The sequence below is a fragment of the Polaromonas sp. P1_G1 genome, from assembly GCF_056405595.1.
Genome location: NZ_JBFUBU010000061.1, coordinates 1 through 24206, shown reverse-complemented (window position 1 = coordinate 24206; position 24206 = coordinate 1). Strand labels below are relative to the sequence as shown.

General features: G+C 65.7%; 23 protein-coding genes. 6 read left to right on the top strand and 17 right to left on the bottom strand.

Annotation, left to right across the window (positions count from 1 at the left end; translation table 11 throughout):
- Positions 1-199 precede the first annotated feature (199 nt).
- Positions 200-1036 (top strand): creatininase family protein, encoded by an 837-nt coding sequence (locus AC1D1Y_RS23385; protein WP_477684450.1) that lies wholly within the window; start codon positions 200-202, stop codon positions 1034-1036.
- Positions 1037-1044: 8 nt separating this feature from the next.
- Here the strand turns inward: AC1D1Y_RS23385 and AC1D1Y_RS23380 are convergent, their stop codons facing one another.
- Positions 1045-2466 carry a hypothetical protein gene (locus AC1D1Y_RS23380; RefSeq protein ID WP_477684449.1) on the bottom strand — a complete coding sequence of 474 codons (1422 nt, stop codon included), beginning with the start codon at positions 2464-2466 and terminating at the stop codon, positions 1045-1047.
- A complete protein-coding gene (locus AC1D1Y_RS23375) occupies positions 2466-3749 on the bottom strand; it encodes an SPFH domain-containing protein (RefSeq protein ID WP_477684448.1) in 1284 nt (427 codons plus the stop codon). The genes AC1D1Y_RS23380 and AC1D1Y_RS23375 overlap by 1 nt, the downstream gene beginning before the upstream one ends.
- 220 nt (positions 3750-3969) lie before the next feature.
- On the opposite strand from AC1D1Y_RS23375, the gene AC1D1Y_RS23370 reads away from it, so the two are divergent.
- The 4 genes from AC1D1Y_RS23370 to AC1D1Y_RS23355 all read left to right on the top strand — a co-directional run bounded on the left by AC1D1Y_RS23370 (position 3970) and on the right by AC1D1Y_RS23355 (position 8949).
- On the top strand, positions 3970-4695 hold the full coding sequence (locus AC1D1Y_RS23370) for a response regulator transcription factor (RefSeq protein WP_477684447.1): 726 nt from the start codon (positions 3970-3972) through the stop codon (positions 4693-4695).
- Positions 4692-6833, top strand: coding sequence for a sensor histidine kinase (locus AC1D1Y_RS23365; protein ID WP_477684446.1), 2142 nt, complete (start codon positions 4692-4694; stop codon positions 6831-6833). Before AC1D1Y_RS23370 ends, AC1D1Y_RS23365 begins: the two co-directional genes overlap by 4 nt.
- A 203-nt stretch (positions 6834-7036) precedes the next feature.
- Positions 7037-7495: an Lrp/AsnC family transcriptional regulator gene (locus AC1D1Y_RS23360; RefSeq protein WP_092132085.1), complete on the top strand. Its 459-nt coding sequence runs from the start codon at positions 7037-7039 to the stop codon at positions 7493-7495.
- 113 nt (positions 7496-7608) lie between these two features.
- Positions 7609-8949 carry a PQQ-dependent sugar dehydrogenase gene (locus AC1D1Y_RS23355; RefSeq protein ID WP_477684445.1) on the top strand — a complete coding sequence of 447 codons (1341 nt, stop codon included), beginning with the start codon at positions 7609-7611 and terminating at the stop codon, positions 8947-8949.
- Between the two features lie 47 nt (positions 8950-8996).
- On the opposite strand, the gene AC1D1Y_RS23350 is transcribed toward AC1D1Y_RS23355, so the two are convergent.
- From AC1D1Y_RS23350 to AC1D1Y_RS23280, 15 genes are all read right to left on the bottom strand, one after another.
- Positions 8997-11207 carry a hypothetical protein gene (locus tag AC1D1Y_RS23350; RefSeq protein WP_477684444.1) on the bottom strand — a complete coding sequence of 737 codons (2211 nt, stop codon included), beginning with the start codon at positions 11205-11207 and terminating at the stop codon, positions 8997-8999.
- Positions 11204-11938, bottom strand: coding sequence for a hypothetical protein (locus AC1D1Y_RS23345; protein WP_477684443.1), 735 nt, complete (start codon positions 11936-11938; stop codon positions 11204-11206). The genes AC1D1Y_RS23350 and AC1D1Y_RS23345 overlap by 4 nt, the downstream gene beginning before the upstream one ends.
- Positions 11939-12422: 484 nt before the next feature.
- Positions 12423-13592 (bottom strand): hypothetical protein, encoded by a 1170-nt coding sequence (locus AC1D1Y_RS23340; protein ID WP_477684442.1) that lies wholly within the window; start codon positions 13590-13592, stop codon positions 12423-12425.
- A gap of 78 nt (positions 13593-13670) precedes the next feature.
- Positions 13671-14339, bottom strand: a complete 669-nt coding sequence (locus AC1D1Y_RS23335) for a histidine phosphatase family protein (protein ID WP_477684441.1) — start codon at positions 14337-14339, stop codon at positions 13671-13673.
- A gap of 52 nt (positions 14340-14391) precedes the next feature.
- Positions 14392-15399, bottom strand: a complete 1008-nt coding sequence (locus tag AC1D1Y_RS23330) for a threonine dehydratase (RefSeq protein WP_477684440.1) — start codon at positions 15397-15399, stop codon at positions 14392-14394.
- Positions 15396-16037, bottom strand: a complete 642-nt coding sequence (locus AC1D1Y_RS23325) for a LysE family translocator (RefSeq protein WP_477656136.1) — start codon at positions 16035-16037, stop codon at positions 15396-15398. The genes AC1D1Y_RS23330 and AC1D1Y_RS23325 overlap by 4 nt, the downstream gene beginning before the upstream one ends.
- Position 16038: 1 nt before the next feature.
- Complete coding sequence (locus AC1D1Y_RS23320; protein WP_477684439.1) at positions 16039-16752, bottom strand: VOC family protein; 714 nt, start codon at positions 16750-16752, stop codon at positions 16039-16041.
- Between the two features lie 16 nt (positions 16753-16768).
- Positions 16769-17701: a PhzF family phenazine biosynthesis protein gene (locus AC1D1Y_RS23315; protein WP_477684438.1), complete on the bottom strand. Its 933-nt coding sequence runs from the start codon at positions 17699-17701 to the stop codon at positions 16769-16771.
- Between the two features lie 34 nt (positions 17702-17735).
- Entirely contained in the window at positions 17736-18356 is a 621-nt protein-coding gene (locus AC1D1Y_RS23310) for a glutathione S-transferase (RefSeq protein ID WP_477684437.1), read from the bottom strand.
- A gap of 18 nt (positions 18357-18374) precedes the next feature.
- Positions 18375-19568 carry an aminotransferase-like domain-containing protein gene (locus AC1D1Y_RS23305; RefSeq protein WP_477684436.1) on the bottom strand — a complete coding sequence of 398 codons (1194 nt, stop codon included), beginning with the start codon at positions 19566-19568 and terminating at the stop codon, positions 18375-18377.
- A gap of 138 nt (positions 19569-19706) precedes the next feature.
- Positions 19707-20162: a DUF6196 family protein gene (locus tag AC1D1Y_RS23300; protein WP_477684435.1), complete on the bottom strand. Its 456-nt coding sequence runs from the start codon at positions 20160-20162 to the stop codon at positions 19707-19709.
- Positions 20163-20166: 4 nt separating this feature from the next.
- Complete coding sequence (locus tag AC1D1Y_RS23295; protein WP_477684434.1) at positions 20167-20496, bottom strand: DHCW motif cupin fold protein; 330 nt, start codon at positions 20494-20496, stop codon at positions 20167-20169.
- Positions 20493-20840, bottom strand: a complete 348-nt coding sequence (locus AC1D1Y_RS23290; protein WP_477656144.1) for an antibiotic biosynthesis monooxygenase family protein — start codon at positions 20838-20840, stop codon at positions 20493-20495. Before AC1D1Y_RS23290 ends, AC1D1Y_RS23295 begins: the two co-directional genes overlap by 4 nt.
- Positions 20840-21778, bottom strand: a complete 939-nt coding sequence (locus AC1D1Y_RS23285; protein ID WP_477684433.1) for a DMT family transporter — start codon at positions 21776-21778, stop codon at positions 20840-20842. Before AC1D1Y_RS23285 ends, AC1D1Y_RS23290 begins: the two co-directional genes overlap by 1 nt.
- Complete coding sequence (locus tag AC1D1Y_RS23280; RefSeq protein ID WP_477684432.1) at positions 21775-22386, bottom strand: LysE family translocator; 612 nt, start codon at positions 22384-22386, stop codon at positions 21775-21777. The genes AC1D1Y_RS23285 and AC1D1Y_RS23280 overlap by 4 nt, the downstream gene beginning before the upstream one ends.
- 122 nt (positions 22387-22508) lie before the next feature.
- Here AC1D1Y_RS23280 and AC1D1Y_RS23275 point away from each other — a divergent pair, with 122 nt between their 5' ends.
- Complete coding sequence (locus AC1D1Y_RS23275) at positions 22509-24011, top strand: aminotransferase-like domain-containing protein (protein WP_477684431.1); 1503 nt, start codon at positions 22509-22511, stop codon at positions 24009-24011.
- The last annotated feature ends 195 nt before the right edge of the window (positions 24012-24206 follow it).

The window sequence follows — 24206 nt, the reverse complement described above, 5'->3', positions numbered from 1 at the left end:
GCGCGAGACCCCGCCGTAGTCGAGCACCGCAGGTTGCCCGAAGCGAAGCGTAGGGACCCAGACTGCGGGTCGCCTTTTCTTTGGTGACTTTCTTTTGGCGAAGCAAAAGAAAGTTACTTGCTGCCGGGCAACCCCCGGCCAGCAGCACTAATAAGAAAGAGCCCCATCAGCCATCGCGCAAATACCCCAAAATACCCCCATGCCCACCCCAACCCCTCCCCGCCACTGGTCCACCCTCAAAACCCCGGACTTCGCCAAGCTGGACCTGGCCCGCTGCATCGCGGTGCTGCCGGTGGCCGCCACAGAGCAGCACGGCCCACACCTGCCGCTCAATGTCGATGCGACGCTGGTCGAGGGCGTGATAGCAGCCGCCTTGCCGCACCTGCCGGCCGCGCAGCCGGTTCTGTTTTTGCCCACGCAGGCCGTGGGTTTCAGCCCCGAGCACACGCGCTTTGCCGGCACGCTCACGCTCAAAGCCGAAACGGTGATTCGCCTCTGGACCGAGTTGGCCGAGTCGGTCGCGCAGACGGGTATCAAAAAACTGGTGCTGCTCAATTCCCACGGCGGCCAGGTCGGCCTGCTGGACGTGGTGGCGCGTGACCTGCGGGCGCGGCTGGGCATGCTGGTCTACAGCGTGAACTGGTTCAACCTGCCGCTCACAGGTGAAGACGGCAAGCCGGTGAACGATTTGTTCAGCGCGCAGGAGCACCGCTTCGGCATCCATGCGGGCGAGATCGAAACCTCCATGATGCTGGCGCTCAAGCCGGAGCAGGTCGACATGGCGAAAGCGCAAAACTTTCATTCCACCTCGCAGGACCGTGCCGAAAAATTCAGCCTCCTGGGCGACGGCCGCAGCGCCAAGCTGGCCTGGCAGATGCAGGACTACAACCCCCACGGCGCGGTCGGCAATGCAGCCGCCGCCACCGCCGACAAGGGCCGGGCCCTGCTGGGCGCGGCGGGCCGCAGCCTGGCGCGGCTGCTGATCGAGATCGACCAGCTGCCGGCCGACACCTTGAGCGACAAAACAGCCTTCTAAAACAGTTTCTAGCGCAGGATCACCGTCTGGCGCTTCCACGCGGCGTCCTGCCAGCGAAACGCGGCCAGCGTGCCGGGGTCGCCGGCCTGTTTCTCGGCCGTCAAGGTATCCAGGCCCGCCACCTCGAAACTGCGGCGCAGGCGCCCGGCAATACGGGTCTCGCGGGCCAGCAGCATTTGCGGCGCACCGCGCACCCAGCCGGCGAATTCCACATAACCCAATTCGGGGCCGTTGCTCGCGGGCGGCAGCACCTCTATCGTCCACTGCCCGGCGCTTTTGCGGAACACCCACAACTCACGCCACGCGTCCAGCGGCTGCACCGCCAGCGCCAGGGCCTGGCCGTCGGGATGAGCGCTGGCGGAAGCCGCCCAGACGATGCCGTAGGTGCAGCGCCTGGCCACAGCCTCCTTGCCGGGTTTACCGTCGGCCTTGTTTTCATACAGCGCCACACAGGTTTCGCCGGCCTGGCCGGTTTCGGTGGCCAGGGTCAGTTTCGCGAAGCGGGGCAGCGCGGTTTCGGCGGCCCAGCGCGATGCGCCTACGCGGATGGCCGCGTCGTTGTAGTCCTGGCGGTCGTTATCGGTCAGCTCGAGCTTGTTCACCGCGGCGAGTTCCGCCTGGGCTCGCTGGGCGGCTGCCGTGGGCGCTTCGGCGCGGCGCGCCTGCTCGAATGCCAGGCTGGCAAACACGCCGGCGCGGCGCAGGCGCAAGCGGTTTTTGCTGACTTCGGACAGCTGGGCGAACTGCGCGGCGCTGATTTTGTCCAGCACCTCGGCGCGCCACTGGTCTTGCGCCAGGCGCTCCTGCGGATGCAGGTCGGGGCTCATGCAATCGGGGCGGGTCACGGCCAGCGCGGCGCGGGCGCGCTGTTCCGCATCCGACGGCAGGGCCAGCACGCGGCGAAAGGCCTCGCCGTTGTAGCAAAGCTGCATGCTGCCGCCCTGCTCGTAACCCTTGAAGCCCACGCCGTAAAAGGACGCCACTTCCATGTGCGCGGAGATCACGTCGCTGGTGGCCTTGCCGTGTTTGATGGAGGCGCGGCGCGCCAGGCGCTCGGCCATGGTGCCCAGCGCGTCAAAGGCTTCGGCGCCTATGGCCTCGGCCGGCGCGGCCTTGAGGTAAGCGGCGGTGTAGGCAATACCCAGGGCTTCGGCGCCCGGGCTTTCACGCAGGAAGCGCACCACCGACAGCAGCTGCGGCGCGTCCTCGGGCTGCAGCGAGACGCTGCGCACCTGGCTGACGTGGATGAAACCCGCGCGTTCTCGCCTGTGGTCGTAGACCTGCAGGTAGTCCATGCGCCGGCCGCGGACCTCGAGCGCGTCGCCTTGCCACAGCGCCGCCTGCTGCGCGGCTGAATCGCGCGGCGCGGCGCGCAGGGTGGCCTGGTCCTGCGTCACGATGGCCAAAGTCAGGAGTGCGGTGGTGATCATTATTCAGCCTCTTCTTTGTTGTCGTCGTCTTGCGTGCCGGCGCCGCGGGGTGCCTGCGCCACGGTGCGGCCGGCCTTGGGCGCGCCGCCCAGCAGGCCCGCGCCCACAAAGCCGCCGCTGGTGGAGGGCGGGGCGATGATGACGGTGATCTTGTCGCTGAGCTTGTCGGCCATGGTTTTCTGGATCAGCAGCGGGTGCCGCGTGATCAGCACGCCTTCGCGCGCCATCTGCTCGCTGTTGATCTTGCCCACGCGGTCCAGCCGGTAGGCCTCGGCGTCCGCCAGCTTCTGGCGCGAATCCGCCTCACCGGATGCCTCGATGCGCCTGGCCTGGGCGCTGCCTTCGGCCGTGCGGATGCGCGACTGCTTGTCGGCTTCGGCCTCGAGCTGGCGCTGTTCGATCTGCTTTTGCTTGAAGGGCAGCACGTGCTTCATGGCTTCTTCCTGCGCCTTGGCGGCGATCACCTGCTCGCTGGCGGCGGCCTGCGCATTGGTTTCGCGGCGGACTTTTTCGGCCAGCGCGTCCAGTTCGGTTTCCTTGACGCGCTTTTCCTTCAGGGCCAGCGTGTAGCGCATTTTTTCCGTCGCGAGCTCCTCGGCCAGCAGATTGTCCATCCCGTGGCGGTAGTCGGCGGGCAGGTCGACCTTGCCCATCTGCACCGTGCGCAGCAGGATGCCGTCGGCCGCCAGCTTGGGTTTGAGTTCGGCTTCGATGAGCTGCTGGATCTCGGCGCGTTTGCTCGAGAAGATTTCCCGCACGGTGTAGCGGGTGAAGATTTTGTAGATCACACCCTGCACGGCGGGCTCCACGATCTGGCCGGCGATGTCGTCGGGCAGGTTCTTTGACAGCGCGTTGACCTTGGTGGGGTCAAGCGCGTAGCGCACCGTGAGGTCCACGCCCAGCGACATGCCTTCGACCGACTGGAAGGGCGAGGGGCCGTCGGCCCGGCTGCTGCCTTCGGGGCGATACACCTGGTCGCGCAGCGAGAAGGTGCGCACTTCATGCAGGCCGGGCAGCAGCAACAGCGAACCTTCGCGGAACTCATCAACGCTGCCGGTCAGCTGGTTGGTGCGTATAGCCACGTCGCCGCGCGCCACCGACTCCACGGGCGGATGCACCCACAGCAGGTAGCCGGCTCCGGCCGCCGCTGCGGTGGCGATCATCAGGCCGCCGGCGCCGGCGGCACGCCGCACGCCTGTCGCGGCGATACGGCGGGTGCTGTGCACCCCCCTGGAAAAGATGGCGCGCAGGCGCAAGGCGATGCGGGTGAAACGTAAATTCATGATGGGCTCCTCCGATGGGTTTGGCGAGAGGCACGGGCTGTGTTCTCTCTGGCCTCCATTGTTCGAAGCGGGCCCGGAGCATTCAATGAGGCCACGCGGTGTCTTTGCGCGCTGCGGCGGGCGGCAATCGTCCGCCAACGGAAGAAACACTCACACGGCCGGGCGCGGCCCGCGCCCATAATGAAGCCAGCCCCCCACCCTTTATCCCCGCAAGCCCCTCATGACCAAAATTGCCGTGATCGAAGACGACTTGCCCATGAGCAGGCAGCTTAAAGGCTGGATTGAATCGGCCCGGCCGGGTATACAGGTCGACCAGTGGTTCAACCGCGACGACGCCGAAGCCGCCATCGCCCGCGAAGGCTATGACGCGGTGGTGCTGGACATCGAACTGGGGCGTGAACGCCACGCCGGCGTGGCCATCATCAACGCCATCAACAAGCAGCGGCAAGGCACGCCGGTACTGGTGGTGTCCGCCATGCCGGCCGCCATTTACCGCAGCATCATGAAAGCCCTGGACGCCTGGGACTACCTGCAAAAAACCACCTTCGAGGAAGCCGACTTCATCGAGACCTTCCTGGACATCCTGCGCAGCGCCAAAACCAAACCCGCGGGCAAGACGCCCGCCGCAGGCAGCCAGGAACTGCAACTTGACCCGCTGCGCCAGAACACCGCGATCTGGCGTGGCCAGCGTGTGAACCTGCCGCTGACGGCGCAGCGCATCCTGGCGGCGCTGCACGCGCGGCGCGGCGAAGTGGTCAGCTACGACGACCTGTACCTGGTGGTCAAGAGCGGCCGCAACCGCGACAACATCCGCAAGCACGTCAGCACCATACGCGACGCCTTCAAGGAAATCGACACAACGTTCGACGGCATCGAGAACGTCCCCATGCGCGGCTTTCGCTGGGCCGAGGCGGCCGAGGCTGCGCGCGGCAAGGGCCAGGTATGAAGCTGCCGACCAGCCTGGCCGTGGAGCGCCTGCTGCCGGCGCGCGTGCCCTTCGGCCTGCGGGTTTTCTTTCGCGGCGCTTTTTTCCTGCTGGGGCTGGCCACCATCGCGCTGGCGGTCGCCGTTCTGCAAGATGAAAAAGAACGCAGCTACCGCAACTACCAGGACGGTTTTCGCAAGAACCAGGCGCAGATCGTGGCCAAGCTGCGCCACCCCACCGGCCAGCTGGTGCTGCTCAACCCGACGGCCTACGACCACGCGGTGACGCCGCTGCGCCCGCTGGTGCTGCCGTTTTCGGCCCTGGATTTCGACGACCGCAACAAGGCCCAGCAGGCAGTGGAAATGGCCGGCTGCCCGGTGCAATACCCCGATGCGGCCTCGATGTGCGTGGCCGTCGGCAACAACCCCTTTGCCGGCGGCTTTCTCTATGCCGTGGGCAGCTTCAACAGCGGGCCGCTGGTGTCGCACACTTCGGGCACGCTGGACTTGAGCCAGGCGCACCGTGCCCGCATCACGGTAGACATGCGTGGGCAGCATTACCGCTGGATCGCGCCCTTCCAGGCGATGCAGGCCACGGATGAAGGCCGCAATGCCTCGCCCTTTGCCAACGCCAGGGGCCGGCTGGTGGGTTTTGCCGACGACGGCCCAATCACCCCCGCCAGCCGGCCGGTGCGCGATTTCCGCGGCTGGCTCTGGCAGGACGGCCGCTGCGTGGACGGCCCGGCCGCCGGCCCGGATTGCGCGCGGCGCGCCTTCGTCAGCGTGCGCCTGCCGGTGGAGCTGTTCCGCGAGGCCCTGTTTGCCAAAGGCCCGGCGGGCATTGTCTGGCCGCCGGCCGACCTGGACCAGATCAAGGTGCAGGTCGAGATGCTGGCGCCCGGCGAGGGCAAGCCCCTGTTCGACAGCAACACCCAAGGCGCGACCGCGCCTTTTTCGTGGTCCGAACTGACGCCCCTGCTGCTGCCCGGTGAAAAGCTGCGCATACGCAAGCTGGGCGCCGCCGGCGCGGGCACCGACGTCGTGGCGCTGTCCGGCGCGGAAGCTTCGGAGCGCTCCTCGCCGCTGATCGCCTGGCTGATACGCCGGCTGCAGGTGGAGGGCTACGACGCGCCCGTCAACAGCACCGACATCATCAGCACGCCGCTGGGGCGTTATGAACTCACGCTGACCGGCGACATCCGCAGCGTCAACAAGGCCCTCACGGCCGTGGCCACCCGGGTGTCCTGGTTTGTCGGCGGCATGCTGCTGGCCATCTTCCTGACCTGGCTGGCGATCGAGCTGCGCATCATCCGCCGCATCACCGAGCTGACCCGCCGCGCCGCCACCGTGTCCAAGGGCGTGCGCGCCAGCGACAGCCTGGCGGCGGTCGACCTGGCCGACCTGCGCGGCGGCGACGAGCTGGGCGTGCTGGCAGGCGGCCTGCAGGACCTGCTGCAGCGCGTGAACGAGGACGTGCGCCGAGAGCAGATTCGCGTGGCCCAGGAAAAAGACACCTGGCATGCGGTCGGCCATGAAATCATGTCGCCGCTGCAGTCGCTGATGGTGCTGCACGGCAGCGTGGACGACCCGGCGCACCGCTACATCAGCCGCATGCAGCAGGCCGTGCGCGTACTCTACGGCAGCGCCTCGCCCAGCGAGGCCTTTGAGTCCACCGCGCTCAATGTGCAGACGCTGGACGCCAACGAATTCCTGCGCCACGTGGCGCGCAACGCCGCGGCGGCCGGCATTCCCGGGGTGGCCTTCGAGCCCCTGGCCCAGCCCGTGACGGTTCGCGCCGATGAATATTCGCTGGAAGACGTGGTGTCGCACGTGCTGCGCAATGCCGAGCGCTACCGCCTGCCCGGCAGCCTGATCCGCATCACGCTGTCCCTGCAGGCGCAGGAAGGCACGGCGCCCGAGGCGGTGATCGCCATCAGCAACCTGGGCCCCCAGATAGAAGCCGGCATGCTGGACAAGATCTTTGAATACGGCGTGTCCGGCCTGCCTGATGCCGAAGGCGGCGCGCCGGGCCAGCGCGGCCAGGGCCTGTTTGTCGCCAAAACCTATATGGCCAAGATGGGTGGCACCATCACCGCGCACAACCTGGAGAACGGGGTTTGCCTCGAGCTGCGGCTGCAGTGTGCTGTGGGTAGCGCCTGAGCAATCAGCGCCCCAAAAAGTCAAAAGCCCCCAGCAAGCGGTAACGTGCTGGGGGTTTTGTCTTGCCAGACGGACCGGTAAGCCCGCTGCCATGGAAGAAGTATCGCCCGGGTGTGGCGGAAGGATTTGCTTGATTTGCTGCTGAATTTGCCAGATACAGATAAAAAATCTGCAAATTCTCAAAAATCAGATAAATTAACCGGATGGACACTTTAGACCGGAAAATCCTTCAGGTTTTGCAGGCCGATGCGCGCACCAGCCTGCAGGACATCGGCCAGGCCGTGGGCCTGAGCCCCTCGCCCTGCTGGGGCCGCATCAAGAAGATGGAGGAGGCCGGCGTGATCGAGGGCTATACGGTGCGCCTCAATGCGCAGGCGCTGGGCCTGGGTGACACCGTGATGGTGCAGGTCACGCTGGACAGCCATTCCGACAACACGCTGGAGAAATTCGGCGAAACGCTGGCCGCGATTCCCGAGGTGATCGAGGCTTACCTGGTGTCCGGCGAATACGACTACCTGCTGCGCATCGCGGTGCACGACACCAAGGACTACGAGCGCCTGCTGCGCGAGCGGCTCTACAAGATCAAAGGCATACGCCACAGCAAGTCCAGCTTTGTGTTGCGCACGCTGAAGAAGGCAGACCTGCCGCTGTTGCCGGGCTGAGGCGGGACCGGCGCTGACAAAGCCCCGTGGGGCCGGCTGACAGCGCGGCCGGCGCCCGGCGCGCACAGTGGACGGGGCGCCGCGCTGATGCGGCGCGGTACCAGGGAGAATCTATGCGCGCCCCCCATTTTTCCGTCAAGCCATGGCTTGCGCCCGTGCTGTGCGCGGCCATCGTCGGCGGCTTGGTGGCCTGCGGCGACACCGCCCTGCTGCCGCCCGAGGCCGGCATGGGTTCCAACCCCACGCTGCCTTCGCCCAAAAAGAGTTTGATTCCCACCGTGAACATCGCGCCGGCCAAGGGCTGGCCCGAGGGCCAGATGCCCACACCCATGGCCGGCCTGGGCGTGACGGCGCTGGCCACCGGCCTGGAGCACCCGCGCTGGGTCTATGTGCTGCCCAACGGCGACGTGCTGGTGGCCGAAAGCAATGCGCCGCCCAAGCCCGAGGACGGGAAGGGCATCAAGGGCTGGTTCATGAAAAAAATCATGGGCCGGGCCGGCGCCGGCGCACCGACGGCCAACCGCATCACCTTGCTGCGTGATACCGACGGCGACGGCAAGGCCGAAAGCCGCAGCGTCTTCCTGGAAAACCTCAACTCGCCCTTCGGCATGGTGCTGGTCGGCAACGATTTTTACGTGGCCAACACCGATGCCGTCGTGCGCTTTCCCTACCAGCCGGGCCAGACCAGCATCACGGCGGCGCCCACCAAACTCGTGGACCTGCCGGCCGGCCCCATCAACCACCACTGGACCAAAAACATCATCGCCAGCGCCGACGGCAGCAAGCTCTATGTGACCGTGGGCTCCAACAGCAACGTCGGCGAGCGCGGCATGGAAGCCGAAGCCGGCCGCGCCGCGATCTGGGAGGTGGACGCCAAGACCGGCCAGCACCGCGTATTCGCCTCCGGCCTGCGCAACCCCAACGGCATGGGCTGGGCACCGGAGACCGGCGCGCTCTGGACGGTGGTCAACGAACGCGATGAAATCGGCAGCGATCTGGTACCCGACTACCTGACCTCGGTGCGCGATGGCGTGTTCTACGGCTGGCCCTACAGCTACTACGGCAGCAACGTGGACGACCGCGTAAGGCCTGCGCGGCCGGACCTGGTGGCCAAGGCCGTGCCGCCCGACTATGCGCTGGGCTCGCACGTGGCGCCGCTGGGCATGGTGTTCTCGGAAGGCAAGACGCTGCCGCCCGCACTGGCGGCGGGTGTATTTGTCGGCGAGCACGGCTCATGGAACCGCGTGCCCCACAGCGGCTACAAGGTGGTGTTTGTGCCCTTCCTGAATGGCTTGCCTTCCGGCCTGCCGCTTGACGTGCTGACCGGCTTCCTGAGCCCGGAGGGCCACGCCTACGGCCGGCCTGTGGGCGTGGCGATGGACAAGCGCGGCGCCTTGCTGGTGGCCGACGACGTTGGCAACGCGGTCTGGCGGGTCAGCGGCAACGCCCCGTAGCGCAAAGGCGGCCAGCCACAGTTTGTGCCGCACCTGCGCAACCAGGCTCACCGCGCCAGCACACCCGCGTAAGCGGCCGAAGGATCTGTCCCGGCCATCATCGGCTCCGTGTAGCTCTCCCAGGCCCAGTCGCTCGTGTTCGCTTGCCCCGCGTCATGGGGATTCACGACGGCCTCGTTCGTCCATAAGCCGGCGTCCAGGCTCGGCGCCGTCTCCAGCCCGGCAATGCTGCCCATCGCGCTGGTCCCGCTGAAGCTGCTGTAAGTGCCGTCGGCCGCATGGGTCGATTCGGTGAAGTTGCCCTGCGCATCGGTAGTGTCCCAGTGCGACGAGCCGTCCGCATTGGCCCACTCATGCCTGGCGCTGCCGTCGGCATTGTGCGTTTCGGACTGGCTGTTGCCCTGGCCATCGTAGCTGGAGCTGCCGTAGCTGCCGTCAACGCCGTTGGAGTTGCTGAACGACGAGCCGTCCGCATTGGTTGTCATCTGGGCAAAGAAACCATCAGCACCCCAGTTCTCGGTATGGCTTGAGCCGTCTGGATGGCGCACATAGCTGCTGTGCGAGCCATCGCTATTGCTATAGGCATTGCTGTAAGTACCGTCGCTCGCGTAGCCCGCCTCGCTGTAGTCGCCCAGCGCATCGGTGCTGTCCCAATGGGACGAGCCGTCCATCTTGGCCCATTCATGCCTGACGCTGCCGTCGGCATTGTGCGATTCGGTCTGGCTGCTGCCCAGGCCGTCGTAGCTGGAACTGCCATGGCCGCCGTCGGCATTCCGGTAGTCACTGAACGACGAGCCGTCAGCATTGGTTGTGGTCTGGGCAAAGAAGCCATCAGCGCCCCAGTTCTCGGTATGGCTTGAGCCGTCGGGGTGGCGCACGTAATTGCTGTGCGAGCCATCGGTGTTGCGATAGGCATTGCTGTAAGTCCCATCAGCGGCATAGCCCGATTCGCTGTAGTTCCCTAACGCGTCGGTAGTGTCGTGGTACGACGCGCCATCGCTTCTGGCCCAGTCGTGTGTGCTGCCTCCATCGGCACTGTAGGCTTCGGACTGGCTGTTGCCCAGGCCGTCATAGCTGGAGTTGCCGTGGCTGCCGTCGGCATTGCGGTAGTCGCTGAACGACGAGCCATCGGCATTGGTTGTAGTCTGGCCAAAGAAGCCATCGGCGCCCCAGTTCTCGGCATGGATTGAGCCGTCGGTGCGGCGCACATAGTCGCTATGTGATCCGTCGGCGTTTCGGGAGGCGGTGCTGTAAGTTCCATCCGCGGCGTAGCCCGATTCGCTGAAGTTGCCCAACGCGTCGGTTGTCTCATCGCCATGCGAGCCGTCGCTTGTTTGCCAGTGGGTCGTGACGCTGCCGTCGGCGGCGTAGCTCTCGGACCGGCTGCTGCCTTGCGCGTTGACGCTCGCATAGAGGCGGTAACCGTTCAGCACCGTTTCGCTATAACCGGCCACGAAGTGATCACCGGCATCGAAGGTGCCGACGCTCTGCGTCACCACACCCTGACTGTCGACCTCATTGCCGAGCACGGCGGCCGGGGCGCTGCCCGCTGGAGCGGAGGCACCCGTGTGGATCACGCTGTTGGCGCTTTTGCTGCAATACTCAAGATAGGTCTCTGGCGTGGTGGAGGTCGAGGCCATGTTGATCTTGTTAGATTCTCCCAGAGCAAAGGCCAATGCGTTGTCAAGGTCGGCCGCGGTCCAGGAAGTTTCCGCCGCACCCGGCAGAAGGGCCTTGTACTGCACATATTCGCCGGCACTGATCAGCTTGGCCAGCGTGACGCTGGCGCCGGATTGCGCTTCGATTTCCGCGATGACCTTGGCCGTCGCCAGGCGCGCATACCCTTCCGTCAGGTGGCAGGCCGCTTCGTAGCCGGCCACATTTTGAGTTACTGCTGTGTTGGCACGCGCGTTCGCGATGGTCGCCCCGGGGTTCTCAACGGCGTAGTGGCCTAGCTCGTGCGAGACGACCTGGATAAAGCCTTCGGGGGTGTTGATTCGGTTGAGACCGAAGGTGGCGAAGCCGAATTTGAACGGTTGATTCTGTTGAGCGGGTACCGGGATCGTATAACTGGCAGCACCGGGTTTCTCACCATCGAGAACGACTGCTTGAACATTCTCATCTCCTTCATAGGAGCGAATCTGCGCCTTCAATGTTTCGGACTTGTTGATCAGGTCGAGAACAGCAGGGGTGACGTATTGCTGAATTCCAAAAAACTTGTCGTTGAAATTGGCAAGAGTCAGTGCAGCGGTGGTCATTTGTTGGCTTCCTTGAGATTGCTACGATAGTTAAAAGTAAAGTCTCTTGCGCACGTTTGATACTCGAATCCGAATGCGATACCGGCCTCAAGACCTACAGGATTTTGTAGAGAGGAAAAACTCAGATTTCCAACCCCATGAAGTGGAGTTGGCCGTTCTATCCGATGGATGTCCACGATACGGCTGCTATTTCCGCGTGATGTGATGGACCAAAATATTCGACGAACGTCATCGATAGGAATACAAGCTTCTTTGGTTGCAAGAGTGGCGCTAAACCTTGCGATGACCGGGTGATTTAGACTTCTCACCCAAGGTTGAACCTCGATGTGCGAGAAACCCATTCCCACCATTTCTGCCGGTTGCGCAAAATGGTCGCCTTTTCCTTTCGGACCAACCCACACATAAGTCGGGTGCTCCACGGCGCGCAAATCTGCAAATCCAAACACCTTGAGCACGTCCGCCGCATCGGTCAGCGGCACATTTGCGATCACATAAACAATCTTGTCGAGCAGTTCGCGACCGCGTTTCAATTGCTGTTCGGTCGGGGGCGGCAAGGGCGGCAGGTCGCTGGGGTGGTAGATCGGAGGCGGTAGCGGCGGCAAGGCCGGCTGTTCAGGAGCCGCCTGCTGGGCGGATGCTGTGCCGCAGGCCAGCGTGAACGCGTACAGGAGTGGTGCCCATAGCTCGGAGCGGCGCCGTCCTGCTTTGGTTTTGGTGAAAATCTGCCTCATAGTTTTATCCTTCCGAGTTGGTTGTCTTGGGTGAGATGGTGATATCTGCAGTACAGGACGGGGGCGCCATCCAGGCCGGCTCCCTCAAATGGCGCGGAGGATACAAGCGCATGGCCTTCTCCGCCCAACAATCAGCACATCTTTGTCCGCAGAAAGACAATGACTAGCCATTGGTTTTATTCGACGTTTTCTCGAAGAATAAAAAGGTATGCGTCCGGGTTTTGTGTCCAGGAACAAACAAGAACATGGAGTCCTGGACAGGCGTCGACCTGCTACGGCCGTGTGATCGCCGCATCATGGCTGCGCTTCGGCGCGCCATCGGCAAACCTACTGAGGGTGGTGCGCTGAAGGAAAGGTTGCCGGTCGCGCACTGCAACACGGCGCATGCGGCAAAACCGGCAGCACGCGCAAGCCAGAGTGGCAGCCAAGTGAGCTTTCCAAGGCGCGGCCTGGGCTGATTTCCCCTCAGGCGGAGGCCAGAGCCTCACACGGGCGGCAGCACCATGTCCGCGGTGCCAGGACACACCCAGCGCGGATATTCGCGCGAGGTGTCTATGCAGCCGCCCGACTGGTACACGCCCTTGGGCTCGCGCATGCGCAGCATCAGTTCCAGGATGCGAGCCATCTCGGCCGGGTCGGCGCTGGAAGCCTTGACGCCGGCTTCGACGATGCTTTCGTTGATGCGCAGCTCGCCGGCTGCGTCGGTGTAGGTTGCATGGCGCCAGTGAAACAGCTCCAGGCACTTGGCCGTCAGCGTGTAGGGCTGCTCGCGCTTCCAGAAGTTGGTGAACAGCCCGTTGCCGATGTAAAACACCCATGAGCCTTCATAACCCGAGACGTCGGACGAATGTTCATCGGGGTTGCGGAACCACAGACGGTCGCCGGGCACATAGTATTTGGCTGGCAAAGGCCGCTCCATCGAACCGTATTCGCGCAGGAAGACGTCGTGGAATTTCCCCGACATGATGGCGCGCCGTTCCCAGCGCTGCTGCAGGCCGGCCAGCAGCGGCGGGTTGCAGCTTTCAAGTTCCTGCGCGATGGCCAGCAGGATCACGTACTCGGTCGCCCGGTAGCAGGAAAAGGAATACAGCTTGCCGGAGGCCTCGGGCTGCGTGGCTTTCTGCAGGGCGGGAATCAGCGCATGGCCGGGCCGCACGGTAAAGCCGTCGTCTTCGGAGTAAGTCCAGCAGTCTTCGGGCCGGTTGACTTCGGTAGTGTGAAATTCCAGCGCGGTCTTGCGCGCGGCCAGCACGATGTTGCGGCGCACGCGCAGCGCCGAGGCCAGTTCCTCATGGCTGGGAAATTCAAAGGCGATGGGGCTCAGCAGCATGGCCAGCAGGATTTCACGCTCCAGGTCGTCCGTGCTGTTCAGGGTGTCAAGCTGCAGCTTGCCGGCCAGGCCCAGGGTGTCCAGGCCAGGGGCCCATTGCGCGGCCAGGCCGGCTGAAAGGCGGAAACGCCGCACCACGCCGGGGCGCTCGCCTGCCGCCAGTTCCCCGGTTTCCACGGCGTCCTCCAGGCCCAGCCGCTCCAGCTGCACCAGGAAGCCATAGCTGGACGCGGCCAGCGCCTCGGCCGTGGCGGCATGAAGGAATATGCCTTCGATGACGAGGCTGGCTAGGCTGGGGAGACTGGGAGTGGGGGCGGCGCTCATGGTGCCGCAAAGTATCTTTGCTTGGCGTGATCCCGGCAATGGTAAAAACACCACGCGGCCACTTGCGGCAAATGTGCTTCAGGCGTAGGTGATCCAGCTCGCGTGCTCGGGCGCATCCAGGTGCGGCAGCGTGTTGTAGGTCACCAGCATGTGGCGTTTGGGCGTGAAGGCGAATTCGGTGAGTGAGCAGTTGCGTATGCGCAGGTTCAGCTCTATCGTGGTTTCCGGGCTGGTGCCCAGCACGTGGCCCACCGCCGTCGAGATAGGCCCGCCGCTGGAGACCAGCAGCACGTTGCCGGTGTAAGTGCCGCGGATGTGGTCCAGCACATCGGTGATGCCGCACACAAATTCCGTGTAGCCGGGCATGCCCCTGGGGCTGACCACGCCGGCCATCCACTGCGCCAGGCCGTCGCGCAGCAGGCGGAAGTGGCCGCGGTATTCCTCAGGCGTGGTCGGTTTTTTGAGTTCGTGTGGATAGATCGCGCCTATGACAGCGTGGCTGTCGTATTCGTTGAGGCCGGGCCGCTGTTCGGCCTGCATAGCGATACCCATACCTTCGCAGATGCCGGCAAAGGTGTTGATCTGGCGCTGCAGCGTGCCGGTGAAGGCCGCGTCGAAGCTGATGCCCTTGTACTTGAAGTACTCCCCCAGGCGCGCGCTCTGCTGGCGCCCCATGGGGCTGAGTACGTCGTAATCGTCTTCGCCAAACGAGGCCTGGCCGTGGCGCACGAGGTAGAGGGTTCCCATGGGCGGATTGTGGGCGACAGTCGGACCGGGCCTCAGTCCCGCTTGTGACGGTTCAGGCCTGGCTTAGCACCTTGGCGACAGTCGTTGTGTCTACATTTCCGCCGCTGAGCGTCGTGCCTACCACCAAACCTTTTAGCTGGCCGCGCTCCTGCATGGCTGCGGCAAAACCGGCCGCGCCCGCGCCTTCCGCGACATTGTGGGTGTCGGCATACAGGTCGCGCATGGCCTGGGCCACTTCAGCATCGGTCACTTTCACGATGTGGTCCAGGTGCGGCAACAGAATCTCGAGCGCGGCCGGATCGGCAACGCGGCAGGCCATGCCGTCGGCCAGCTGTGTGGTGACGGGCGCTTCCACCACACGGCCGGCGGCCAGCGAATCGGCATAGGTGGTGGCATGCGTGCTGACCACACCGACGACGCGCAGTGTGCGGCCCAACGCCAGCTTGGCGGCAATCGCCGAACAGGCGCCCGAGCCCTGGCCTATGGGCACGTAGACCACGTCAAGCTGCGGCACCGCCAGCATGAACTCCCACCAGTAGGTGCTGACACCGCGCAGCAGGCCGGCATGGAAGCTGGGCACCATGTGGGCGCCGCGTTCGGCGGCCAATGCCATCGCGAACTCGCGGCTCTCCTGGAAGTCGTCGCCGTGCTCAATCAGCGTGACGCCCAGCGCGCGCATGGCGGCATTTTTTTCCAGCGAGTTGCCATGCGGGACCACGATGGTGCAAGGCATGCCGTGCGCGCGCGCCGCCCAGCCTATGCTCTGGCCGTGGTTGCCGCGCGTGGCGCTGATGACTTCGGCCGGCATCTCGCCGCGCTGCCTGAGCCCGTCAAAGTAGGTAAGCCCGCCACGCAGCTTGAAGGCGCCGACCGGCGTGTGGTTTTCGTGTTTGATCCAGCAGTCGGTGCCCAGGCGCTGGCTGGACAAACCCCAGCGGTATTGCGGCGTCGCCTGGAATTCGCGGTAGACGACGCGGGCCGCGTCTTCAATTTCCTGCAGCGAAGGCAGCAGCTTGCCGGCGTTTTCCAGCCCCGGCGCGCGGTCCAGCACGGCGCTCATGCGGCCGCCCGTTTTTCGGTCAGCAGACGCAGCGCCAGCAAGCCCAGCACCGTGCCCATGACATAACGCTGCACGCGCATCCAGCTGATGTTGCGGTTCAGGAAGCCGGCGATGGCCGCGGCGAAGCAGATCAGTATCGTGTTCACGCCGGTGCTCACGCTGATCTGCACCGCGCCCAGGGTCAGGCTTTGCAGCAGCAGGTTGCCGCGCTCGGGGTGCAGGAACTGCGGGAAGAAGGAGAGGTAAAACATCGCGACCTTGGGGTTCAGCAGGTTGGTCATGAAGCCCATGAGGAACAGCGTGCGCGGCGGGTCATTCGGCAGTTCGCGGGTTTCAAAGGGCGCGAGGCCGCCCGGTTTGACGGCCTGCCAGGCCATCCACAGCAGGTAGGCCGCGCCCGCCACCTTGATCGCATCGAAGGCCAGCGGAACGGCCAGCAGCAGCGCCGTGAGCCCGAAGGACGCGGCCAGCAGGTGCACCACAAAACCCAGTGCCACGCCGCTGAGCGACACCATGCCGGCGCCGCGGCCCTGGCACAGCGTGCGTGAGATGCAATAAATCATGTTGGGCCCGGGCGTGAGCACCAGCACCAGGGCGGCGAGGGCGAACCAGGCAAGTTCGGTGGTGTTGAATGGCATTTCAAACTCCTTTGGATTCCAGTGTGACGAGGCCGCGCGGCGTTTGCAGTGTGGCGATGAGGTTGGGCGGACCCTGCGCCAGGCCYACGCCCGCCAGGCCCAGGGCTTCGTAGCCGCCGCGCAGCGCATCGGGGCGCGGGTGGCTCGCATGCAGCGATTGCAGCGTGACGCCCGAGGGCGCCATGCCGTCGGCCGGATGGGCGTCGCCCCACTCGATCAGTGTGGGCAGCGCGCCATAGAACAGTCGCTGGCCGTCTTCGCGCACGGTGATCTTCCAGGCCAGCGGGCCTTGCGGCGTCATGCGCGAGACTTCGAGCACTTCGCCGCGGTCCAGTCCCAGCCGGCCAAGCGCGCGCACGGCCGCACCCACACGGGGCGTCGAGGCCACAAAATGTGCCAGCTGCGGGCCGGTTTTGGCCAGCCGCAACTGCAGTTCGCGGTCGTCGAGGTCATACCAGCGCCTGGCCGGCGCCACGCGCGGGTTTGGTGTTCCCGGGTTGATCGCGATGATTTCGAAATAAGCCCGCGGAAAGGCCGGCGAGGCCACCGTGAACAAACGGTTGTGCGTGCCCATCAGCCCATGTTCGCCGCCCGGGCCGGGCGTGATGCCCAGCACACGCTCACACCACTGCACGCCTTGCTCCAGGCTGGCTGCCACCACCACGAGGTGGTCGACCTGCGAGGCCAGTGGCGGTGAGGGTGCTGTGTGTTCCATCGGTTTGAGCCTGTTGCTAAAGCGTGACGCTTCCGTCCACGCAGCTCACCGATTCACCGCCGACCCAGACCTGGCCTTCCGCGTCGCGTTCGATGTGCACCTGGCCCGCGCGGCCCAGGCACACGCCCTGTGAGGCGGTGTAGCGCCCGGGCGCATGGCCCTCGGCGATCAACCACTGCGCCAGGCTGGCGTTGAGGCTGCCGGTGACCGGGTCTTCATCGACGCCTATGGGCGCGGCAAAGGCGCGTACTTCAAAGTCCGGTGCAAACGCCGTGGAGGCGGCGGAAGCAGCCGGCGCCTGGGCGAAGGCCTTGGCCTCGCGGTTGGCGCGCGCGATCAGCGGCGCGGCATCTTCATGCGGGTAGCGCGCGACGACGCCGACCTTGATGTCCAGCTTGGCCAGCGCCTTGTGGTCGGGCACCAGGCTCAGCACGGTCTCGGGACTGTCCAGCAGCAGGCCCAGCCAAAGCGGGCCGTTGTCCAGGCATTGCGCGGCCAGGACCTGCTTGGCCTTGAGTCCCAGCGCGGCCGCCACCTGGGCCAGCACCGTGGGGCTGGGCGCCGAGCGCTTGAGCGCCGGCGCGGCGAAGGCCAGGCGCCGGGTGCCCGGCTCGCGGCGAATTTTCACCAGGCCGACCCTGCATTCCTGCACGATGAAATCCTTGGAACGCGGCTGCCCGCCGGCTTCCAGCCAGCTGTGGCAGCTGCCCAGCGTGGGATGGCCGGCGAAAGGCAGCTCGCCGCCCGGCGTGAAGATGCGCACGCGGTAGTCGGCCGTGGCGTCCGTGGGCGGCAGCAGGAAAGTCGTTTCCGAGAGATTGGTCCATTTGGCAAAGCGCTGCATCGCGGCATCGTCCAGGCCGCTGCCGTCCATCACCACGGCCAGGGGGTTGCCGTAGTAAGGGGTGGGGGTGAATACGTCGACTTGCTTGAATGCGCGTTGCTTCATGGGAGTTTTCAGTTTTCCGGGGTGGGTTGAAGATTCAGGAGAGAGGCAGATCCAGCACGCCGCGCGCGGCCGGCCGCGCCAGCAGGGTCTGGTACCAGCGGTCCAGGTGGGGCCGTGCGGGCCGCGGCTGCGGCAGGCCGAACCAGCGGTGCATTTCGCAGCCCAGCGGGATGTCGGCCATGCCGAAGTGTTCGCCGCCGATGAAAGCGTGCTCGGCCAGGTGCGCATCGAGCAAGGCCAGCAGCGGCTCGGTAGCGGCCACGGACTGCGCGATCAGCGCCGGGTTGCGCTGTTCCGCCGGCGTGCGTATCCACTGGATGAAGGCGGCGCGGCCCGCCGGGTTGAAGGTGGTCTGCTGCCAGTCCATCCACTGTTCGGCGGCAAAGCGCTGTGGCAGCGTTGCGGGATAAAAGTCGCCCAGCGAGTATTTGGCGCACAGGTAACGCACGATGACGTTGGATTCCCAGACCAGGACGTCCCCGTCTTCCACCAGCGGCACCAGCGCGTTCGGATTCTTGCGCTGGTAATCCGGCTCCTTGACGATGCCGAAGGGGCCGCCGGCGTCGGTACGCTGCAGGGTCAGGCCCAGTTCCTGCGCGGCCCACACTACCTTGCGGACATTGATGGAGCTGATGCGCCCCCAGAGATGAAGCATGTCAGATTCCTTTGTCCATCATGCCGCCGCGCGCAGTTCAGGCACGCCCGTGGGCAGTTGTTCGCGTATGGCCGCGGCCAGCGCGGCGATGCCGATGTTGATCTGCTCGACGCTCGACGTCACAAAAGACAGGCGCAGGGTGCGGGCGTCGGCATGGTCGGCGTAGAAAGCCCAGCCGGGCACAAAGGCCACGTTGCGCTCCACGGCCTTGGGCAGCAGGTCGATGGCGTTCATGCCTTCGGGCAGGCGCACCCACAAAAACATGCCGCCGGCCGGCGTGTTCCAGCTCACGCCTTCGGGCATGTCGCGTTGCATGGCGGCCAGCATGGCGTCGCGCTGCGATTTGTAGAGCGCGCGTATGGTCGGCACGTGGCGCTCCAGGAAATTGTTCTTCATGGTCTCGACCACCATGCGCTGGTTGAAGCCCGGCGTGTGCAGGTCGGCGGCCTGCTTGGCCTGCAGCAGCTTGGGGTACAGCGCCTTGGGCGCGACCAGGAAGCCCAGGCGCAGGCCGGGCGCCAGGATCTTGGAAAAGGAGCCCATGTAGACGCAGCCTTCGGGATTGCGCGCCGTCAGCGGCAGCGGCGGCGGCGTGTCGAACCACAGGTCGCCGTAGGGGTTGTCCTCGACGATGGGCAGGCCCAGGCGCGCGGCCTCGGCGCTCAGCGCGGCGCGGCGCGCTTCGCTCATGGTGCGGCCGGTCGGGTTCTGGAAATTGGGCAGCACGTAGAAGAAACGCGCGCCGGCGGCCTTGCTCGCCAGGTCCTTGATATCCACACCTTCGTCATCGCTGGCCACGCCCACAACCTCGGGCTCCATGGGCGTGAAGGCCTGCAGCGCACCCAGGTAGGTGGGCGTTTCGACCAGCACGCGGCTGCCTTCATCGATCAGGATCTTGGCGATCAGGTCCAGGCCCTGCTGCGAGCCGGTGGTGATCAGCACCTGCGCCGGGTCGACTTCCCAGGGAAGCATGGCGGCCACCATCTCGCGCAGCGGGGCATAACCTTCGCTGGCAGCGTACTGCAGCGCGGCATGGCCGTCTTCGCGCAGCACCTTGTCGCAGGCTTCACGGAAAGCCGCGACCGGAAAGGTCTTGGGCGAGGGCAGGCCGCCGGCAAAACTGATGATGCCGGGCTTTTCGGTGACCTTGAGGATCTCGCGGATCACCGAAGGGTTCATTTTTTTGGCGCGTTGCGCTTGAGTCCATTCCATTTCACTCTCCTCCTTGCGGGCCGTCAAACAACCCTGGTCAAAAATCTCTTGCATCGCTTTCAACGCGGTGCGGCGCACCGGCGCGATGGCATGGGTGTGACGATGATCTCACCTTGGCCGTTCCGCGCAAAGTACCGTTCATGCGGCCGCTCCGGCGGACTGCATGGCGCGGATAAGCTCTATCGCCCGCCCGGCCACGCCGCGGGGGATCCCCCAATAGTCGAACACGCCGCCGTCGGACGCGTTGTGGCCGCAGACGACAAAGACACCTGTGCCCAGCTCACGCTTGAATTCACTGGCCAGCCAGCCGACAAAACCGCTGTTGGGAATGCCGGGCGCGAAATGAAAACAGACCACGGCATAGCGGTCTTCCGGTTGTGTGGGCACCGGCGCGGGCAGCAGTGCGCTCCACACCGCCTCGTCGCGCACCAGGGCCAGCGCGCCGCCGGCCAGTGACGCGAGATGCGCCGGAAATTCCGCCACGGGGAATTCGGCAAAGGTGTAATCGCCCGGCAGCACGTCGGCGCGCGCATGCGCCATCACGCGCAACAGCCGCCGGCGTGTCTGTTCGGGTGTTTCGGGTGTGACGTCCATGGGCTCAATCCACCACAAACAGGGTGGCGCCCAGCGGCGCGGTAGAGCGGTGGGCTTCGGCCTGGTCGGCGACCTGGTAGCTCATGCCGGGCTCCAGCGTGAAGCGCCGGCCGTCCTCGAGTTCGGTGTGCAGCTGGCCCTGCAGGCACAGCAGGATGTGGCCTTTTTTGCACCAGTGGTCGGACACATAACCCGGCGTGTACTCGACCATGCGCACGCGCACGTCGCCGAACTGCTGGGTGCGCCAGAAAGCCTTGCCTTCCAGGGCTGAATGTTCGCTGCGGGCCACGGCGGACCAGTCCGTCGTACCGAAAGGGATGTTGTGGATGTTCATGCGGCCTGCCCCGCCTTGAGCGCGCGTTCGTTGGGCGTGATGTGGGCGATGGTGCCGTCGCCGTAGGAGCGCAGCACCTGCGAGATGACGATGTGAAAGCCTTTGTACCACTGGGTGTACTGGCGTTTGGCTTCCAGGTGTTTCGGGTGGGCCGAGAAGGCGCGCAGCGCCTCCTGGTTGTCCCAGAAATAGGTCGCGTTGCTGCGCGTGCCGTCGGGCGAGCGCCAGGTTTCCGCGCCCAGGTAGCCGGGCGTGGCGTGGGCGGCTTCCTCGATCAGCGCGTCCAGCGCGTGGAAGCGTTCGTCATAGGTGCCGGGTTCGAAAATAAAGGCGGCGCAGTACATCAGGTCTTCCTCGGGTGCAGCAAAGAGGGGGGCATGGCGACGGGCTGGTGCACCGGCATTTTTTTGCCGATGAACACGGTGGCGATCACCGCCAGGCCGAAGCCGACGGTCACGGCGTCCAGGCGCTCGCCCAGCAGCGGCACCGCGAACAGCATGGACAAGAAAGGCTGCACCAGCTGCACCTGGCTCACGCGCACCGTGCCACCCAGCGCCAGGCCGCGGTACCAGGCGAAAAAGCCCAGCCACATCGAGAACACCGCGACATAGCCGAATCCCCACCATGCGGCGGCCTTGATGGGCCCGGTGGGCCAGCTGGAGGCGGCCAACGGCAAGGTCAGCGGCAGGGCCAGCAGCAGCGCCCAGCAGATCACGTGCTCGGCCCGCATGCGCTGCGAGAGCCTGGCGCCGTAGCCGTATCCGACGGCGGCACACAGCACGGCGGCCAGCAGCAACAGGTCGGCCGGGCTGATGGACAGGCTGCCGCTGCCCGAGCGCAGCATGGCAAAGGCCACCACCAGCGCGCTGCCCAGGGCGGCGCACAGCCAGAAACCCGCGGATGGGCGCTGGCGGTGCAGCAGCGCACCGACGGCCGCGGTGGCCAGCGGCAAGGTGCCGATGATCACGCTCGCATGCATGGCCTCCACATGGCGCATGGCGATGGAGGTGAAAAGCGGAAAGCCGAAGACCACGCCGCCCGCGGTGGCGGCCAGCGGCCACCAGTCCTCGCGCCGCGGAAAAGGCGCGCGCGTGGCCAGCAGGAACACGGCCGACAGTGCCGCGGCCACCACGGCGCGGCCCAGCGCGATGAAGACGCCCGACATCTGCGGCGCCTCGGGCGTGCCCACGGCCAGCCGGGTCATCGGCAGCGTGACCGAGAAAATCACGATGCCCAGCAGGCCGAACCAGAGGCCTTTGGTGATTTGTGTGTTCGGGCTCATATAAAGAGCATCCAAATCGCGGTGGCCACCAGCACGGCCGCCATGGCGTAATTGAACCAGCGCAGCCGCTGGCCGCTGCCGGCCGGGCCGGTGAGCCATTCGCGCAGCAGCGAGCCCGCGAGGGCATAGGCCAGGTTGCTGACGAAGGCATAGGCCAGCATCACGGGCAGCACGATGGCCAGGCGCATGCCGGGCGCTTCGCGGCCGGCGATCCAGCCGCTGACGATGGCCAGCGCCAGCATCCAGGCCTTGATGTTGACGAACTGCAGCGCAGCGCCCTGCCAGAAGGTGACGTTCAGGCGGGACGCGTCGGCCTCGCTGAGCTGGCGCGACTGCGAGACCTTGAAGGCCAGCCACAGCAAATAGGCCACACCGACGACCTTGACGGCCCAGCTCAGCAGCGGCACCGCGAGCACCAGCGCGCCCAGGCCCAGCGCGCACACCAGCAGCAATGCGCCCCAGCCGACCGGCACGGCGCAGACAAAAGGCAGCGCGCGGCGCAAACCGTGGTTGGCGCCCAGCGCGGTGGACAGCGTGGTGTTGGGCCCCGGCGAAAAGCTCATCGCCGTGGCCAGCACCAGTAAAGCCGTAAATTCTTGCCAGTTCATGTTTCAGACTTTATAGTTGAAAGCAATACACCACCAATACAGTTACCGGTACAAATTCCAAAACTGTATTGGTCAAATTGTCAGCACACACGCCCCGCCCCGGGGGCCACAAGGCTCGCACCATGTTGATGAAAACCGCTTCTCTCTCCCTGACCGAACAGCTTTCGGCGCGCTTTGCCGAGCGCATCCGCAGCCGCCTGCAGGCGCCCGGCGCGCGCCTGCCCTCGGTGCGCCTGTGCGCCGAGCAACAGGGCGTGAGCGTGTCCACCGTGGTGGCCGCGTATGACCAGCTGCTGGCGCAGGGCCTGGTGGTGGCACGCAAGAACCGCGGATTTTTTGTGCGCGATGCCTCGCTCAACGCGGCGCTGGCGCCGACCTTCCAGGCCCCGGCAGGGACGCAGGCCGGAAAGCCGGGGGCGGCGCCAGCGGCCGCCGGTGCCGCGGCCAGCCTGGCGCCGCTGGGCGCCTGGAGCACCGCCGGCTGGATGCACACGCGCCAGGCGCCGGTCGACGCGACCGCGCTGATACGCGGCATGTTCCACAAGGTCAGCAACAAGCCCCAGCCCGGCATGGGTGTGTTCCCGTCCGACTGGCTGGAGACCAGCTTCATGCCGACGGCCGTGCGCAAGGTCACCAGCGTCAGCGCGCTGCGGGATTTTTCGCTGCAGTACGGCGAGCCCATGGGCGACAGCGGCCTGCGACGCGCGCTGTCGCAGAAACTGAGCGCGCTCAATGTGCATGCCGTGCCCGAGCAGATCATCACCACGGTCGGCGCCACGCATGCGCTGGACATCGTGAGCCGCACGCTGCTGCGCGCCGGCGACTGCGTGATGGTGGAGGAGCCCGGCTGGGCCGTGGAATTCGCCCGGCTGGACGCGCTGGGCATGCGCATCCTGCCGGTGCCGCGCCGCGCCGACGGGCCCGACCTGGAGGTGATGGCGCAGTACTGCGAAATCCACCAGCCCAAGCTGTTTGTCAGTGTCAGCGTGTTCCACAACCCCACCGGCTACTGCCTCACGCCGGGCAGCGCCCACCGCGTGCTACAGCTGGCGATGCAACACAACTTCCACATTGTTGAGGACGACACCTACAGCCACCTGGCGCCCGAACACGCCACCCGGCTGTGCTCGCTCGACGGTTTGCAGCGCACGATTTACGTCAGCGGTTTCGCCAAAATCCTCGCGCCCGGCTGGCGCGTCGGCTTCATGGCCGCGCCGCCCGACCTGGTCGAGCGCCTGCTGGATACCAAGCTGCTGGCCACGCTGACGACACCGGCCCTGCTCGAAAAGGCGCTGGCCTGGTGCATAGACCAGGGCCAGCTGCGGCGCCACGCCGAACGCATACGCACCCGGCTGGATGCCGCGCGCGCCCGCAGCGTCAAACTGGCCGTGGCCCACGGCTGCACCTTCGCGGCCGAGCCCGCGGGCCTGTTCGGCTGGGTGGACACCGGCGTCGACACTGACGCGCTGGCGCAGCGCATGCTCGACGAGGGCTACCTGATCGCCCCGGGGGCGCTGTTCCATGCGGTGCGGGCGCCCAGCACTTTGATGCGGATCAATTTTGCGACTACGCAGGAGGCGGCGTTCTGGAAGGTTTTTGCTCGGCTTAGGGAAGCGGGGAAGTAGCCCGGGTCTTGCGCCGGCTTGCGCGCCTCCTCTCCTCTGTTCTCTCTGCTGAGGGTTGCTGGCCGGGGGTAGCCCGGCGGCTACTCACTTTTCTTTTGCTTCGCCAAAAGAAAAGTAAGCAAAAGAAAAGGCGACCCTGGTTGCTGCGTCCCTCCGCTTCGCTACGGGCAACCTGCGGTGCTCGGTTCAGGTTCA

Excerpts from the sequence above, each read along its gene's own strand:
- AC1D1Y_RS23385 (WP_477684450.1), top strand. The coding sequence starts at position 200 with ATGCCCACCCCAACCCCTCCCCGCCACTGGTCCACCCTCAAAACCCCG.
- AC1D1Y_RS23380 (WP_477684449.1), bottom strand. The coding sequence starts at position 2,466 with ATGATCACCACCGCACTCCTGACTTTGGCCATCGTGACGCAGGACCAG.
- AC1D1Y_RS23375 (WP_477684448.1), bottom strand. The coding sequence starts at position 3,749 with ATGAATTTACGTTTCACCCGCATCGCCTTGCGCCTGCGCGCCATCTTT.
- AC1D1Y_RS23370 (WP_477684447.1), top strand. The coding sequence starts at position 3,970 with ATGACCAAAATTGCCGTGATCGAAGACGACTTGCCCATGAGCAGGCAG.
- AC1D1Y_RS23365 (WP_477684446.1), top strand. The coding sequence starts at position 4,692 with ATGAAGCTGCCGACCAGCCTGGCCGTGGAGCGCCTGCTGCCGGCGCGC.
- AC1D1Y_RS23360 (WP_092132085.1), top strand. The coding sequence starts at position 7,037 with ATGGACACTTTAGACCGGAAAATCCTTCAGGTTTTGCAGGCCGATGCG.
- AC1D1Y_RS23355 (WP_477684445.1), top strand. The coding sequence starts at position 7,609 with ATGCGCGCCCCCCATTTTTCCGTCAAGCCATGGCTTGCGCCCGTGCTG.
- AC1D1Y_RS23350 (WP_477684444.1), bottom strand. The coding sequence starts at position 11,207 with ATGACCACCGCTGCACTGACTCTTGCCAATTTCAACGACAAGTTTTTT.
- AC1D1Y_RS23345 (WP_477684443.1), bottom strand. The coding sequence starts at position 11,938 with ATGAGGCAGATTTTCACCAAAACCAAAGCAGGACGGCGCCGCTCCGAG.
- AC1D1Y_RS23340 (WP_477684442.1), bottom strand. The coding sequence starts at position 13,592 with ATGAGCGCCGCCCCCACTCCCAGTCTCCCCAGCCTAGCCAGCCTCGTC.
- AC1D1Y_RS23335 (WP_477684441.1), bottom strand. The coding sequence starts at position 14,339 with ATGGGAACCCTCTACCTCGTGCGCCACGGCCAGGCCTCGTTTGGCGAA.
- AC1D1Y_RS23330 (WP_477684440.1), bottom strand. The coding sequence starts at position 15,399 with ATGAGCGCCGTGCTGGACCGCGCGCCGGGGCTGGAAAACGCCGGCAAG.
- AC1D1Y_RS23325 (WP_477656136.1), bottom strand. The coding sequence starts at position 16,037 with ATGCCATTCAACACCACCGAACTTGCCTGGTTCGCCCTCGCCGCCCTG.
- AC1D1Y_RS23315 (WP_477684438.1), bottom strand. The coding sequence starts at position 17,701 with ATGAAGCAACGCGCATTCAAGCAAGTCGACGTATTCACCCCCACCCCT.
- AC1D1Y_RS23310 (WP_477684437.1), bottom strand. The coding sequence starts at position 18,356 with ATGCTTCATCTCTGGGGGCGCATCAGCTCCATCAATGTCCGCAAGGTA.
- AC1D1Y_RS23305 (WP_477684436.1), bottom strand. The coding sequence starts at position 19,568 with ATGGAATGGACTCAAGCGCAACGCGCCAAAAAAATGAACCCTTCGGTG.
- AC1D1Y_RS23300 (WP_477684435.1), bottom strand. The coding sequence starts at position 20,162 with ATGGACGTCACACCCGAAACACCCGAACAGACACGCCGGCGGCTGTTG.
- AC1D1Y_RS23295 (WP_477684434.1), bottom strand. The coding sequence starts at position 20,496 with ATGAACATCCACAACATCCCTTTCGGTACGACGGACTGGTCCGCCGTG.
- AC1D1Y_RS23290 (WP_477656144.1), bottom strand. The coding sequence starts at position 20,840 with ATGTACTGCGCCGCCTTTATTTTCGAACCCGGCACCTATGACGAACGC.
- AC1D1Y_RS23285 (WP_477684433.1), bottom strand. The coding sequence starts at position 21,778 with ATGAGCCCGAACACACAAATCACCAAAGGCCTCTGGTTCGGCCTGCTG.
- AC1D1Y_RS23280 (WP_477684432.1), bottom strand. The coding sequence starts at position 22,386 with ATGAACTGGCAAGAATTTACGGCTTTACTGGTGCTGGCCACGGCGATG.
- AC1D1Y_RS23275 (WP_477684431.1), top strand. The coding sequence starts at position 22,509 with ATGTTGATGAAAACCGCTTCTCTCTCCCTGACCGAACAGCTTTCGGCG.